At 69.4% G+C, this 13,870-nt stretch carries 13 protein-coding genes and 2 pseudogenes; 2 read left to right on the plus strand and 13 right to left on the minus strand.

Going from position 1 to position 13,870, the window contains the following annotated elements:
• Together I5G_RS05295 and I5G_RS05300 are read right to left on the minus strand one after the other, a co-directional pair.
• Nucleotides 1-1,271, minus strand: a pseudogene (locus tag I5G_RS05295) (excinuclease ABC subunit A); the annotation flags it as partial.
• Nucleotides 1,272-1,369: 98 nt separating this feature from the next.
• Nucleotides 1,370-1,804: a MarR family winged helix-turn-helix transcriptional regulator gene (locus I5G_RS05300; RefSeq protein ID WP_022878131.1), complete on the minus strand. Its 435-nt coding sequence runs from the start codon at nt 1,802-1,804 to the stop codon at nt 1,370-1,372.
• A 37-nt stretch (nt 1,805-1,841) separates the two neighbouring features.
• On the opposite strand from I5G_RS05300, the gene I5G_RS24465 reads away from it, so the two are divergent.
• Nucleotides 1,842-2,078 (plus strand): hypothetical protein, encoded by a 237-nt coding sequence (locus I5G_RS24465; protein ID WP_082822910.1) that lies wholly within the window; start codon nt 1,842-1,844, stop codon nt 2,076-2,078.
• 72 nt (nt 2,079-2,150) lie between these two features.
• Here I5G_RS24465 and I5G_RS05305 read toward each other — a convergent pair whose 3' ends face one another.
• The 11 genes and pseudogenes from I5G_RS05305 to I5G_RS05360 all read right to left on the minus strand — a co-directional run bounded on the left by I5G_RS05305 (nt 2,151) and on the right by I5G_RS05360 (nt 13,004).
• Entirely contained in the window at nt 2,151-2,573 is a 423-nt protein-coding gene (locus tag I5G_RS05305; RefSeq protein WP_022878132.1) for a VOC family protein, read from the minus strand.
• Nucleotides 2,574-2,586: 13 nt separating this feature from the next.
• A pseudogene (gene uvrB, locus I5G_RS20785) lies at nt 2,587-4,655 on the minus strand (excinuclease ABC subunit UvrB).
• Between the two features lie 410 nt (nt 4,656-5,065).
• Complete coding sequence (locus tag I5G_RS05320; protein WP_022878134.1) at nt 5,066-7,069, minus strand: AarF/ABC1/UbiB kinase family protein; 2,004 nt, start codon at nt 7,067-7,069, stop codon at nt 5,066-5,068.
• Nucleotides 7,070-7,411: 342 nt separating this feature from the next.
• Nucleotides 7,412-7,624, minus strand: coding sequence for a hypothetical protein (locus tag I5G_RS05325; protein WP_022878135.1), 213 nt, complete (start codon nt 7,622-7,624; stop codon nt 7,412-7,414).
• Between the two features lie 10 nt (nt 7,625-7,634).
• The gene (locus tag I5G_RS05330; RefSeq protein WP_022878136.1) at nt 7,635-8,222 is read right to left on the minus strand and encodes a hypothetical protein; all 588 of its coding nucleotides are present in this window, start codon (nt 8,220-8,222) and stop codon (nt 7,635-7,637) included.
• Nucleotides 8,219-8,809: a DUF6286 domain-containing protein gene (locus I5G_RS05335; protein ID WP_022878137.1), complete on the minus strand. Its 591-nt coding sequence runs from the start codon at nt 8,807-8,809 to the stop codon at nt 8,219-8,221. Before I5G_RS05335 ends, I5G_RS05330 begins: the two co-directional genes overlap by 4 nt.
• Nucleotides 8,806-9,195, minus strand: a complete 390-nt coding sequence (locus I5G_RS05340) for a hypothetical protein (protein ID WP_022878138.1) — start codon at nt 9,193-9,195, stop codon at nt 8,806-8,808. The genes I5G_RS05335 and I5G_RS05340 overlap by 4 nt, the downstream gene beginning before the upstream one ends.
• A complete protein-coding gene (locus tag I5G_RS05345) occupies nt 9,192-9,380 on the minus strand; it encodes a DUF2273 domain-containing protein (RefSeq protein ID WP_022878139.1) in 189 nt (62 codons plus the stop codon). The genes I5G_RS05340 and I5G_RS05345 overlap by 4 nt, the downstream gene beginning before the upstream one ends.
• On the minus strand, nt 9,377-9,850 hold the full coding sequence (locus I5G_RS05350) for an Asp23/Gls24 family envelope stress response protein (RefSeq protein ID WP_022878140.1): 474 nt from the start codon (nt 9,848-9,850) through the stop codon (nt 9,377-9,379). The genes I5G_RS05345 and I5G_RS05350 overlap by 4 nt, the downstream gene beginning before the upstream one ends.
• 183 nt (nt 9,851-10,033) lie before the next feature.
• Nucleotides 10,034-11,359, minus strand: a complete 1,326-nt coding sequence (locus I5G_RS05355) for a UDP-glucose/GDP-mannose dehydrogenase family protein (RefSeq protein WP_022878141.1) — start codon at nt 11,357-11,359, stop codon at nt 10,034-10,036.
• Between the two features lie 73 nt (nt 11,360-11,432).
• On the minus strand, nt 11,433-13,004 hold the full coding sequence (locus I5G_RS05360) for a sugar transferase (protein ID WP_022878142.1): 1,572 nt from the start codon (nt 13,002-13,004) through the stop codon (nt 11,433-11,435).
• A 312-nt stretch (nt 13,005-13,316) separates the two neighbouring features.
• Between I5G_RS05360 and I5G_RS05365 the strand changes: the two genes are divergently transcribed.
• A partial coding sequence (locus I5G_RS05365) for a PIG-L family deacetylase (protein ID WP_187288802.1) occupies nt 13,317-13,870 on the plus strand: 554 nt, incomplete at its 3' end.

The following is a 13,870-nucleotide window of genomic DNA, read 5'->3' on the forward strand; positions in this document are numbered from 1 at the left end:
GCACACGGAACCTCGCGCAGGTACTCCGACCAGCGCTGCCGCTGGGCGTCGGACTCGGCTTGCAGGTACTGCCGCTCGATGTAGGGCACGACGCCCTCGAAGCCCGAGGAGTAGCGCATCTCGCGCCCGTAGCGGTTCTTCCACTTGACGGTGACCTTGTAGTTCTCGCCGCGCAGGACGGCGTTCTGCACGTCGGTCGACAGCTCGCGCCACGGGGTGTCGAGCGAGAAGTCGAGGTCGCGCGCGAGTCCTTCGAGCAGGCGCTCGTAGTACTGGAACAGGCCCTTGCCCTGCGTGGTCCACGGCAGGATCGCGCCGTCGCGGATCGACAGCTCCTCGTCGCCGAGCATCAGGTCGACGTCGACGGACATGCGGGTGCCGAGGCCGGAGCACACCGGGCACGCGCCGAAGGGAGCGTTGAATGAGAACGTGCGGGGCTCGATCTCGGTCAGCTGGAGCGGGTGGCCGTTGGGGCATGCGAGCTTCTCGGAGAACGACTGCCAGGCGGCATCCCCCTCCTCATCGACGAAGTTCACCTGCATGATGCCGCCGGCGAGGCCGAGCGCGGTCTCGACGGAGTCGGTGACGCGGCTCAGGATGTCTCCGGATGCCACGAGTCGGTCGACCACGACCGCGATGTCGTGCTTGTAGCTCTTCTTCAGTGTCGGCGGCTCGGCGAGCTGCACGAGCTCGCCGTCGACGACGGCGCGCGCGTAGCCCTTGGCGCTGAGTTCCTTGAAGAGGTCGACGAACTCGCCCTTCTTCTGCGTCACGACCGGTGCCACGATCTGGTACCGCGTGCGCTCGGGGAGCTCCATGAGCTGATCGGCGATCTGCTGGACCGTCTGACGCTGGATCCGGGCTCCGCAGTCGGGGCAGTGGGGCACGCCGATGCGTGCCCACAGCAAACGCATGTAGTCGTGGATCTCGGTGATCGTGCCGACCGTCGACCGGGGGTTGCGATTCGTCGACTTCTGGTCGATCGAGACCGCGGGGCTCAGGCCCTCGATGAAATCGACGTCGGGTCGGTCGACCTGGCCGAGGAACTGGCGGGCATACGCGCTCAGCGATTCGACGTACCGACGCTGCCCTTCGGCGAAGATCGTGTCGAACGCGAGACTCGACTTTCCCGACCCCGAGAGGCCGGTGAACACCACGAGCGAATCGCGCGGAATGTCGAGGTCGACGTTCTTCAGATTGTGGACGCGGGCACCGCGAACACTGAGCTTTCCGCTGGTGTTTCCGGGAGACGAGACAGGAACGATGGGCACCCGTCAAGTCTAGGTTGCCCCTCCGACATCGGCCCCGGGTTCGCCTCCGGCGCACGGATGTGCGACAGTGCGCGGCCCCGCGCCGCGCGGTCGCGGCCTCACTCGGCGGGGTCGAAGCCCCCCGCGAACGGGGCCAGTCCGTCGCGCAGAGCGACGAGCGCGGTCTCGTCGACACCGACGCGCGCCATGATCTGCGCGGGCACCTCGAGGGCGCGTTCGCGCAGCGCGCGCCCCTCGGCGGTGAGGTCGATATCGAGGACCCGCTCGTCGTCCGCGCGCCGCGTGCGCTGCACGCGGCCCTGCGCCTCGAGACGTTTGACCAGCGGCGACAGCGTCGCCGGCTCCATGGCCAGCTCGGCGGCGAGCCCGCCGAGCGATCGCGGCGCGTGTTCCCACAGCGCGAGCATCACGAGGTACTGCGGGTGAGTCAGACCGAGCGGCTCCAGCACGGGTCGGTAGATCGACACGATGTTGCGCGCCGCCGTGACCAGGGCGAAGCAGACCTGATTCTCCAACCGCAACGGATCGTCCACGCGCCCGCCTCTCCAATTAGTTAGTACACTAATAATCATGGCACAAAAGGATGCCGACCGACCCCCGCTGCGCACGCGCGTCCGGGCCGCCGGCGGGTGGTACCAGTACATCAATACGCGACTCATTCGCCTCGCCGGGCCGGCGTCGGTGGGTCCCTACGAGACGACGCCCGAGCCGGTGCGCACCGTGCGCCCGTGCCCGCTGTGCGGGCACCCCATGTCGGAGCACAGCGTCGACCGTTCCGGGCCGAAGCCGCTGCTGCACTGCCCCTGAGACAGGGCACGACGCTGGAACACCCGAGGCCTGCAGGCGGCCGAGGCCCCCGAACGGCGTCACGGCCGTCCGTCAGGCGAGCTGCGGTCGCCCATCGGCATCCAGGGGCCAGCCGGGGTTGACCGCGACCTCCCACGGATGACCGTCCGGATTCACGAACACCCCCGAGTATCCGCCCCACGGGGTCGGCGCGCCCGTGCGCCCCAGCGTCGCGCCGGCGGCCACCGCGTCGGCGAGGATGCCGTCGACCTCGCGCGGCGTGCGCACGTTGTGCGCGAGGGTGACGCCACCCCACCCGCCGCTGTCCGGCACAGCCGAATCGGCGGCGAGCTTCCCGCGGCCCCAGAGGGCGACGACCATGCCGCCGACGTCGAAGAACGCGACCTCACCGTCGACCGAATGGGCGTGCCGGCGCCAACCGAGACGCTCGTAGAACCGCAGCGAGCGCTCCAGGTCCGCCACGCCGAGCGTGATCAGCGAGACTCTCTGCTCCATCGGACTCCCCCGCTCAGGCGTGGCCGGCGCGCTCCATCGCCCGCAGTTCCTTCTTGAGGTCCTGAACCTCATCGCGCAGGCGTCCCGCGAGCTCGAACTTCAGCTCACTCGCGGCCGCGAGCATCTGCTGCGTGAGATCGGCGATCGTGGACTCCAGCTGATCGGCGCCTTCGGCCGCGATCCCGGTACGCCGCAGCTGCGGGGGTGGGCGACTTGCCCTTGCCGGCCTTGTCGTTGCGGGACAGCAGGCTCCGGGTATCGGAGGCCTCGCGCGCGAGTACCTCGGTGATGTCCGCGATCTTCTTGCGCAGCGGCTGCGGATCGATGCCGTTCGCCTTGTTGTAGGCGATCTGCTTCTCCCGGCGTCGCTCGGTCTCCTCGATGGCGTTGTGCATCGAGTCGGTCATCTTGTCGGCGTACATGTGCACCTCGCCCGACACGTTGCGGGCGGCACGACCGATCGTCTGGATGAGAGACGTTCCGCTACGCAGGAACCCCTCCTTGTCCGCATCCAGGATCGCCACGAGCGACACCTCGGGAAGGTCGAGACCTTCGCGGAGGAGGTTGATGCCGACGAGGACGTCGTACACCCCCGCGCGCAGCTCGGTGAGCAGCTCGACGCGGCGGAGCGTGTCGACGTCGGAATGCAGGTACCGCACGCGCACCCCGTGCTCGCCGAGGAAGTCGGTGAGTTCCTCTGCCATCTTCTTGGTCAGGGTGGTGACCAGCACGCGCTCGTCGCGCTCGACGCGCAGACGGATCTGCTCGAGCAGGTCGTCGATCTGTCCCTTCGAGGGCTTCACCACGATCTCGGGGTCGACGAGGCCGGTCGGGCGGATGATCTGCTCGACCACGCCGTCAGCGATGCCCATCTCATAGCGCCCGGGGGTCGCCGACAGGTACACCGTCTGCCCGATGCGGTTCTTGAACTCGTCCCAGCGCAGTGGGCGGTTGTCCATCGCGCTCGGGAGGCGGAAGCCGTGCTCGACGAGCGTGCGCTTGCGCGAGGCGTCGCCCTCGTACATCGCACCGATCTGCGGCACGGTCACGTGCGACTCGTCGATCACGAGGAGGAAGTCGTCGGGGAAGAAGTCGAGCAGGGTGTGGGGCGGGTCGCCGGCGTTGCGCCCGTCGAGGTGGCGCGAGTAGTTCTCGATGCCCGAGCAGAATCCGAGCTGCTGCAGCATCTCGAGGTCGAACGTCGTGCGCATCCGGAGCCGCTGGGCCTCGAGCAGCTTGTTCTGCGACTCGAGTTCCTTCAGCCGCTCGCCCAGCTCGTGCTCGATCGTGCCGATCGCGCGCTGCACCGTGTCGGTCCCGGCGACGTAGTGCGAGGCGGGGAAGATCGGCACGGAGTCCATCTTCTGGACGACATCGCCCGTCAGTGGATGCAGCATGTACAGCGCCTCGATCTCGTCGCCGAACATCTCGATGCGGATCGCGTACTCCTCGTACACCGGGATGATCTCGATCGTGTCGCCGCGGACGCGGAAGTTGCCGCGCGAGAAGTCGACGTCGTTGCGGTTGTACTGCATCGCGATGAACTTGCGGATGAGGGCGTCGCGGTCGTACCGCTCCCCAACCTGCAGCGGGACCATGGCGCGCAGGTACTCCTCGGGCGCGCCGAGCCGTAGATGCACGACCCCGTCAACCCCCCGACGACGTCGGACGCGACAGCAACGAGTTGGTCGTGGAGTGCCGCAGGCGCTCGACCTCCGCGGTGATCAAGGAGTCCTTCTCGATGAAGGTGTCCGTCTGCGGGACGTACGCCTCGGGCTGGTAGTAGTCGTAGTACGAGACGAAGTACTCGACCGCGTTGTTCGGCATCAGCTCGCGGAACTCGTTCGCCAGCTGCGCCGCGAGGGTCTTGTTGTGCGCGAGCACCAGGGTGGGCCGCTGCACGGCCTCGACGAGCCACGCCGTCGTCGCGGACTTGCCGGTACCGGTGGCGCCGAGCAGCACGACGTCGGTCTCACCGGCGTTGATGCGCGCGGCAAGATCGGCGATCGCCTGCGGCTGATCGCCGGACGGGGAGTATTCGCTGACGACCTCGAAGGGGCGGACGGAACGCGTGGCCTGCATGATTCCAGCGTAGGCGGGGCCTCCGACATCGGGGTCGCCGCGCGTTCGCCATGCGCGAGCGCGAGCGGGGCCGGGACATCAGCGCCCGGCGATCCGCCCCCACAGCTCGTCGACCTGCCGGCGGGTGCCGTCCAGATCTCCGGTCGTGTCGATCACGACGTCGGCGAGCGCGAGTGTCGAGCGTCCGCGCTTCCTCGGTGTCGGCTCGGGCGATCATGCGACCGAGTCCGATTCCGGCGGCTAGCGCGGCGACGATCCAGGTGGCGATGCCGATCACGACGGCGACGACGACAATAACCATGGGACTTCTCCTTTGGAGTCCGGTGGTGCACAACGGGTGACTGGGTGAAACTGTAGCGGTCCGATGAGGTTACTGAAGAGACTGCCGCGCCGCGACGAAATACGGTATGTCATCTCCGCCGGGCGAAGGTTCGCCGCACGACGCGGAGAAGGCCGAGGAAGCCGAACAGTCCGATCACGGCGCCGAGGATGGCGAACAGCGTCACCGAGCCCCCGAGCACGGGGCCGCCGCCCGACACCACGAGCACGACGGCGATGACGACGGCGGCGATGGAGACGAGCGTCGTAGCCAGCTCCGAGGTGATCCTGCTCAGGATGCCGCTGGTGTCCGTGCCGTCGTCGGAGCGCAGCGTGATCCCGATCGAACCGCGCTCGATGCCCGTGAGCAGAGCCTCGAGCCGTTGCGGCATCCGCTGCAGGCGCGCGAGGGAGATCACGCCCGTCGCTTGGAGATCGGTCGCGAGGCGGCTCAGCGAGATCGTGCGCCGGAGGAGCGCCGGCATCAACGGCAGGGCGCGACCGACCATGTCGTAGTCCTCGACGATCACGCGGAGGCATCCTTCCAGCGTCGCGAAGCTGCGCAAGGCGGAGGCCAGTTCGCCCGGCAGTGCGATGCGATGCTGCCGGATGACGTCCACGATTCGCGTGAAGATCGACCCCTGCCCCGCGCTGTGCACGTGCTCGGCGGTGAGCACGACGCCGACGTCGTGGCGGAAGGCATCCAGATCCACGTCGTCGGGGGCGTCGACGATGAGCAGGAGGGCGTCGGTCGCTGCGACGTCGTTCTCGCTCAGGGCTGCGAGGAGGAACGCTGTCATGTGCTGGCGACGGCTGCGCTCGATGATGCCGACCGCACCGAAGTCGATCAGCCCGAGGGTCCCACCGGCGGTGAGCAGCACATTGCCGGGATGCAGGTCGGCGTGGAAGACGCCGTAGACGAGGATCTGTTCGATGACCGTCGTCATCAGGACCTCGGCGAGATGATCGCGTTGCTCCGGGCTCAGCGAGGCCAGATGGTCAGCGGAGTCGCTCAGCGCCGCACCGTCGACGAGCTCCATGGTGAGAACGCGGGTGCTGGAGGCCTCGGGGAAGGCGGCCGGCACGGTGACGAGCCCCCGTCGGGCGGGTTCGGCGTCGTCGATGCGCTCGATCGTCGCCCGGATCATCTCCGTGTTGCGGGCCTCGATGCGGTAGTCGAGCTCCTCCAGAAGTGTGGTCGTGAACCCTCGGGCAACCGACTCGATGTGAAGATCGCGGCCCACCCGGGTGCGTGCCTGGGCGCGATGGGCCAAGCGCCCGATGATGTCGGCGTCCGCCTCCACCTGCGCCCGCGCGGCGGGGCGTTGCACCTTCACCACGACGCGAGTGCCGTCATGCAGGACTGCGCGATGCACCTGCGCCACCGAGGCGGCGGCGAGGGGCTCACGGTCGATCTCGGCGAAGACCTCATCGACGGGGCGGCCGAGGTCGGTCTCGATGACCTCGCGGACGATCTCCCACCGGAGGGTCGTCGCGTTCGTCTGGAGGGAGGCGAGAGCGCTGAGGTAGGGCTCCGGGATGAGGTCGCGGCGTGTCGAGAGCACCTGGCCGAGCTTGACGAAGCTGACTCCGGCGTCGTTGATCGTGGCCACGATGGCGCGGGCTCGCTCCTCCGAGGTGCTCAGCTGCTGTTCCACACGCGAATGGCCGCCGTGGAACAGCCAGCCCACGCCGTGTCGCGAAGCGATGGCCAAGATCTCCAGATAGCGGCGGGTGCGCTTGCGTTGGCGGAGCGCCGCGCGGATCACATCGATCGGGTTCGGCAGGGGCCGCGTCGGGAAGATCGCCTCGCTCGCGACCAGCGCGGCCACCCCGAGTGCGAAGACCCAGCTCACCGACAGGGCGATGAGTCCGATCCAGAGCCAGACGTCGTCCGCCGCGAGCGTCGCCCCGTCCGGCATTCCGGTCTGGCGAAGCACCCATCCCGCGACCGGAACCCCGAGGAAGAAGACCAGGAGGCCGATCAGGATGCTGCGCGGCCACCCGACGGCGGTCCCGAGGATCTGGCGGGCGACGAAGCCCACGAGGATCGCGCAGACGATCGCCACGAGGGCGATGAGGAGGGTGACGACCACGGGGTCAGCGTAGCCGTCGGGTCACGCGATGCGAACGAGGTCGCATCCGGGGCACACCCACACGTCCGCGGATGCCCGGCGCCCCTGCTGCAGTGTGTGCAGGCATCGCGGACACCCCGGCGGGAAGCCGTCGGCGGTTCCGTCGTCGTGGGCGTGAGGGGAGGTGCCTGTGGAGCGGGGGGTGGGACGGTGGCGGGGGATCATGGCGCCCTTTCTGTCGAGGGCATTTTTACATGCGCATGCGGGAGGGGACCCGCTCCATCCACAGGGAACCGTGCGAACGCGAACGGGGGAGGCGTCTCCAGCACCCTCCCCCGTTCGACGCGCTGACCGCGCCCGGCTCTAGTGGCGCAGCTTCCGGAGCGCTCTCTTCGCTCTCTTCTCCGCCTTCGCGGCGGACCGGCGTCGCCGTCGGCGCGAACGCGGGTCGTCCCAGAGTCGGACCAGTTGGTGCCCGACCGACTCGCGGCTCTTGACGTGGACGCGACCGGCGCGCGTGCCGAGGATGTAGGCCACGACGACGACAGCGCCTATGGCGATGATGCGGTTGCGCATGGCATCCCTCCTACTGCAGACGCTTCTGGTCGTGGGCGAGCTTGGCTCGCAGGCCCGAGTGCACCGAGACGAAGGTGCGGAACTGCTGACCGGTCAGGGTCGCGAGGTTCGTCACGAGCGTGTCCACGTCTTCCGCGATCCGGCGGGGAGACGTGTTCTGTCGGGGCGTGACGCTGACGTGCAGCACCGTCTCCTTCCGGACCTCGTTGGACGCGATGCGCGAGACCAGGATCTCGTCGCGCTCGTCGAGCGAGTTCTTCAGCGCGGCCGCGGCGAAGCCGTCCGTGATGGTGATGCGACCGGTGTCGCTCTCGGCGCCGGTGGACTGGAGCGGGACACGGTGCTTCCCGCGCACGGCGCCCACGGCGACGAGCACGAGCACGAGTGCGATCACCGCGAGGGCGGCCATCACGCCGATCCCGAAGGCGGGCTCGCCGACACTGCCGGCCCAGCCGCGGATGCCGTCGGCGCTCCGCGTCCACGCGTCGGCCCAGCCCGGTACCGCGGCGACCGCGATGAGGAGAGCGCCGAACGCGAGCAGGACGGCGGCCACGACGAACAGCACGATGCGGTTGAGGGCGCGGTTGGTGTTCCTCATCGGGAGTTCTCCTTCTCGGTATCGGCCGGCCGGTCCACGCGCACGTGCGTGCGTACGGGCGGGCTCAGGCGGTACGTGGCCACCTCGTCCTCCACGATCTGGCGGAGGCGATCGGCATCCACGGGGATGCCGAGGGGCGGACGCACCGTCACGTCGACGGTGCGGTGGGCGACACCGACGACGACGTTCTCGCGAGCGATTCCGGAGGCGAGGCTCAGGTGCTGGGCGAGCGCGGAGGCGACGACGCCGTTGTCCACGACGACGGCGCGTTCCCCCCACGCCATCTCGTGCCGCGAGAGGCGGCCCGGGGCCACCGCGATGACGAGCACGATGAGGCCGATGAGAGCGATCACGGCACCGACGGCGATCTGCCCGGCGGGAACGAGCGCGGTCGGCATCCCGGCGACGGCGTCGAAGGCGGCCCCGGGCGCCACGAGGAGCGGCGGCCGGCCCGCGAGCGACAGGGCGATCTCGACGGCGGCGTACACGGCCGCGAGGACGAGCAGCACGACGACGACGAGCATCGCACCGGTGCGGGGCGAATGCGTCTCGCGGCGCACGACGGTGCGCAGGACGGAATCGGTCATCTCACCCTCCTTCTCTTCGGGGTCGTCGCCCCGGCGATGGTCAGATCCACGCGCGACACCTCGCGCCCGAACAGGCGGGTGAGGCGGTCGTGGAGGTCTCGCTGGATGCCGTGTGCCGCCTCCAGCACGGGCGTCGCGGACCGCACGGCCTCGGTGTCGTCCAGACGCGGGATCGGAAACGGTGCCTGCACGCGGACCACGACGGTGTCCCGGGACGCGGCGATGTCGACGGACACGTCGGCGCGGTCCACGCCGATCGTCTCGGCGGCGGCCTGCTCGGCCGCCTTGCGGAAGACGCGATCGGCGACGTCGACCCGACCGGCGGTGCGCGTGGTGACCTCGCCCCCCGGGGCGGCGGAGGCCACCCCGGGAAGCGCGGTGGTCACGATGTGCTCCGACCCGAGAATGCGTTGGCGATGCTGCGGATGTCGATCTGGCCGGAGACGATCCGACCGACGACCGCACCGATCGCCATGAACAGGGCGACCAGGAGGAAGCCCCAGAATCCGAAGATCAGCGCGGCCGCGGCCAGGACGAGGCCGACGAGGGCGCCGGTGACGGTCGGGTTCATGACACGCGCGAGGGGGTCGAGTCGTCGTCATCGTCACCCGGGATGTGGATGTCGTTGACGTCGACGTTGACCTCGACGACCTCGAGGCCGACGAGACGGCTGATGGCACCGGCGACGCGGGCGCGCACCTGGTCGGCCACCTCCTGGATCGGTGCCGGGTACTCGACCACGATCGTGAGGTCGGCCGCGGCCTGCGTCTCGCCCACCTCGACCTTGACGCCCTGCGTCAGGTCGGTGGCGTTGATCGCGTCACGGATCGCGCCGAAGGCGCGGGCGCCGCCGCCGCCGAGGGCGTGCACGCCGGCGACCTCGCGCGCGGCGATGCCGGCGACCTTGGCCACGACGGAGTCCGCGATGGTGGTCTTGCCGGCGGTGTCCGCGGGGGCGGAGGCGGAGCCGGTGAACGCGCGGTCCACGCGCGACGTCTGCGACGCGGCGACGGGCGCCGCGGGCTTCTCTTCGATAGCCATCGGAGTGTCCTTCCAGTACGTTCTGCCCCGGCGATCCCTGCGATCCCGGTGCAGCGGTGTTCGCTTACTGGTGAGACGTACTCGGCAGGCGTTTCGTCACGCCGTGGCCGGAAGTTTCTTCGGCGCTCGCCGCAACGACGAACGCCCCGGCGGTGCCGGGGCGTTCGTGCATCATGCGCGGGGTCAGGGGCGACCCATGCCGTAGTACGTCCAGCCGGCGGAGCGCCAGGCGGCGGCATCCAGGCAGTTCCGGCCGTCGACGACGATGCGGCCGGCCGTGAGCTCGGCGGCGAGCGCCGGGTCGAGCTCACGACGGTATTCGTCCCACTCGGTCACGACGATCACGGCGTCCGCGTCGCGCAGGGCCTCGTCGCGGTCCTCGACGTAGGTCAGCTGCGGGTGGATGCGACGGGCATTCTCGATCGCGGCCGGGTCGGTCAGGGTGACGTCGGCGCCGAGCCCGTGCAGGCGGACCGCCACGTCCAGAGCAGGGGAGTCGCGGATGTCGTCGCTGTGCGGCTTGAAGGCCGCGCCGAGGACCGTGACCTTCTTCTCGAACACCGAGCCGCCCAGGGCCTGCACGGTGAGATCGACGGCGCGATCACGGCGGCGCAGGTTGATCGCGTCGATCTCGCGCAGGAACGCCACGGACTCGCCGCGGCCGAGCTCTTCAGCGCGGGCCGAGAACGCGCGGATGTCCTTCGGCAGGCAGCCGCCGCCGAATCCGATTCCGGCTCCGAGGAAGCGCCGCCCGATGCGCGCGTCGTGACCGATCGCGTCGGCGAGGGTGGTCACGTCGGCTCCGGTCACCTCCGCGATCTCGGCCATTGCGTTGATGAAGCTGATCTTGGTGGCCAGGAACGCGTTCGCCGAGACCTTCACGAGCTCCGCCGTGGCGTAGTCGGTGACGATGAACGGAGTGCCCTTGGCGACGGAGGGGTGGTAGACCTCGCGCAGCACGTCGGCGGTGCGGGCTCCTTCCTCGGTCGGGCCACCGTCGGCGCTCGGCACTCCCGCGACGAGACGGTCGGGGTCGACCGTGTCCTGGACGGCCCATCCCTCGCGGAGGAATTCCGGGTTCCAGACGAGGGTCGCGCCCCGCTCGGACACACGCGGCGCCAGCGACTCGGCCGTTCCGACCGGCACGGTCGACTTGCCGGCCACGATGTCCCCCTCCGAGAGGAAGGGGAGCAGGCCGTCCACGGCTGCGTGCACGTAGGTCAGGTCGGCGGCGTAGCCACCGGGCTGCTGCGGCGTCCCGACACCGATGAAGTGCACCTTCGCGCCCTGCGCGGCGGACATGTCCGTGGTGAAGGACAGACGGCCCGACTGGATGCCCTCGGTGAGGATCTCCTGAAGTCCAGGCTCGAAGAACGGCGCCTCACCCTTCGAGAGCGCGGCCACCTTCCGCTCGTCGACATCGATTCCGACCACTTCGTGCCCGATCGAGGCCATCGCCGCCGCGTGAACGGCTCCCAGGTATCCGCAACCAATCACAGAAAGACGCACGGGTCTCCTCCAGCTCTGTACCGAGACGGCGCACAAGTGCCACGCCGCCGACCCGCGCGGGAGCGCGGGGAGTTCACGCGGCTGTCTCGCCCGGTGCCAACGCGGCACGGGCGGTCTTGCCGAGGATCACGAAGTCGCCGACGAGGGTCCAGTTCTCGACGTACGACAGGTCGAGGCGCACCGACTCCTCCCAGGAGAGGGACGAGCGCCCGCTCACCTGCCACAGGCCGGTGATTCCGGGCTTCGCGAGGAATCGACGGTGCACGTGGTCAGCGTAGAGAGCGACCTCGGAGGGCAGCGGCGGCCGCGGACCGACGAGCGACATCGACCCGCCGATCACGTTGAACAGCTGGGGGAGCTCGTCGAGGCTGAACTTCCGCATGATCCGGCCGATCGGCGTGACCCGCGGGTCGTTCTTCATCTTGAAGAGCACCTCGTTGCCGGCATCCCGCTCCTGCTTGGCGAGCTGCTCGAGGAGGTCCTCCGCGTTGACGACCATCGAACGGAACTTGATCATCGTGAACTCGCGCCCGCGGAAGCCGACGCGCTTCTGTCGGAAGAAGACCGGCCCCTCGCTGGAAAGGCGCACGGCCATCGCGAGGAAAGCCAGGAGCGGGCTCAGGATGATCACGCCGATGACGCTCGCGACCACGTCGACCGTGCGCTTCAGGAAGACCTGGCCGCGGGAGAAGCGGGGGGTCTCGACGTGGATGAGGGGGAGACCGGCGACCGGGCGAGTGTGCAGCCGCGGGCCGGCGATGTCGATGATGCTGGGTGCGAGCACGAGGTGCTGACGGCCGGCCTCGAGGCTCCAGGAGATCTGCTTGACCTTGTCGGCGGGCAGCTCGTCCGCACTCGTCACGGCGACCGTGTCCGCACCGGTGACCTGCAGAGCACGGGACACGTCGCCCACGTGTCCCATGACGGGGATGTCCGTCCCCGGAATCGTGTCGGCGACCTTGCCGCTGGGCACGCAGGCCCCGACGACGCGGTACCCGGCGTTCGGGTTGCGCGCGAACTCGCGGGCGACCTGCGTCACGGAGGGGAGGGACCCGACGAGCAGCACATTGGCGGAGTACTTGCCCCGCGAGCGCTGGACGACGAGCCATTTACGCCAGAGCCAGCGCGTGAAGACCAGAACCACGATGCCGACGGGCAGGCTGATCAAGAGGTATCCGCGTGCGACGTCGATCTGGGTGAGGAAGGCGATGATCGCGATCGTCCCGAAGAGGCGGAAGCTGGAGTCGACGATGCGGATGTACTCCTGCGAGCCCGTGCCGAGCACGCGGTCGCTGCGCGAGTCGATGAAGGAGAGCGCCCACATCCACGCGATGATCAGCACCGCGGAGAAGAGCCAATACGACAGGTCGGAGATTCGGCTGTCGTGGCTGGCCGCGATGGCGGCGTTGCCGGTACCGAACCACGCCAGTTGCGTTCCGTACACCACCCAGATGAGGGAGGCCAGGTCGGTGATGATGAGGTTGCGGCGGTAGCGCTGGCGCCACCGGTCACGCGTCGCCGCCGAACCCTGCGGTTCGCGGTCGAGGAAGGATGCGCGGATCGGTGTTGCGGTCGCGGCATCATCGATGTCGGCGACGGCGCCCTGCGACGTCGGTGTCGCGCCGACCTTGAGGTCAGACGTCACAGTGCTTTGGCCCCTTTCCCCGGTGATCCGGATCGTGGTTCTCGTGGTGAACGATAACAGCCTGAACTCACCCCGTGAATCACCCCTGTATGAACGAATTGTTTCCTGAGGGTCCGGCGTGGTCACCCCGGATTTCCATGAATGTCACGCTTGTCCTCCGAACGGGGGACGGGCTCCCGTGATCTCCACGGGGGCCCGAACAGGGGCTCGCTCCGGGCGAACCCCGCCGGGCGCGTCACCCGCGCCCGCTACACTCGCTCCCGGTCGACGGCGCGCGGACGCCCATGACCGCGACGCCCGGGGGGACCGCCGATGACACGTACTGATCGGCGGACGCCGCTGCCCGCCCGCCTCGGGGTGGGCGCGCTCGTCGGCGTGCTGGCATCCCTGCTCGCGATCGGCGGATCGATCGTGGTGGCGGGCGCCGTCGGCATCTGGCCGATCGGTGCCGCCGCGCCGATCGCCGCGCCCAGTCCCTCGCCGACGGATCCCGTGTCGCCGCGCCGCACGCCGTCGCCCGTCGCCAGTCCGACTCCGACCGCGTCCCCGACACCCCCATCGCCCGCTGCCGAGACCTGCGCCGGCGACACCGTCCTGACGGTGTGGGCGCACCCGGACGACGACATCATCTTCGCCAACCCGACGATCTCGGACGCCCTCGCAGCGGGAGAGTGCGTCCGCAGCCTCTTCCTCACGGCGGGGGATGCAGGGCGCGGGCTCGGCTACGCGCGGGAGCGCGAACAGGGGATCCTGAACGCCTACGACCACATGCGGGGCGCGGCCGGCGTCTGGGACTCGACGCTCGTCACCCTCGACGCGGGGCTGCGGGTGGAGCGTCGGACTCCGCAGGGCGACCCGCGGGTGTC

Source organism: Microbacterium sp. B19 (assembly GCF_000333395.1).
GTDB lineage: Bacteria > Actinomycetota > Actinomycetes > Actinomycetales > Microbacteriaceae > Microbacterium.

Coding starts and splice junctions, on each gene's coding strand:
- I5G_RS05345 (WP_022878139.1), bottom strand. CDS start 9,380: ATGAACCCGACCGTCACCGGCGCCCTCGTCGGCCTCGTCCTGGCCGCG.
- I5G_RS24465 (WP_082822910.1), top strand. CDS start 1,842: ATGGCACAAAAGGATGCCGACCGACCCCCGCTGCGCACGCGCGTCCGG.
- I5G_RS05335 (WP_022878137.1), bottom strand. CDS start 8,809: ATGACCGATTCCGTCCTGCGCACCGTCGTGCGCCGCGAGACGCATTCG.
- I5G_RS05305 (WP_022878132.1), bottom strand. CDS start 2,573: ATGGAGCAGAGAGTCTCGCTGATCACGCTCGGCGTGGCGGACCTGGAG.
- I5G_RS05350 (WP_022878140.1), bottom strand. CDS start 9,850: ATGGCTATCGAAGAGAAGCCCGCGGCGCCCGTCGCCGCGTCGCAGACG.
- I5G_RS05330 (WP_022878136.1), bottom strand. CDS start 8,222: ATGAGGAACACCAACCGCGCCCTCAACCGCATCGTGCTGTTCGTCGTG.
- I5G_RS05325 (WP_022878135.1), bottom strand. CDS start 7,624: ATGCGCAACCGCATCATCGCCATAGGCGCTGTCGTCGTCGTGGCCTAC.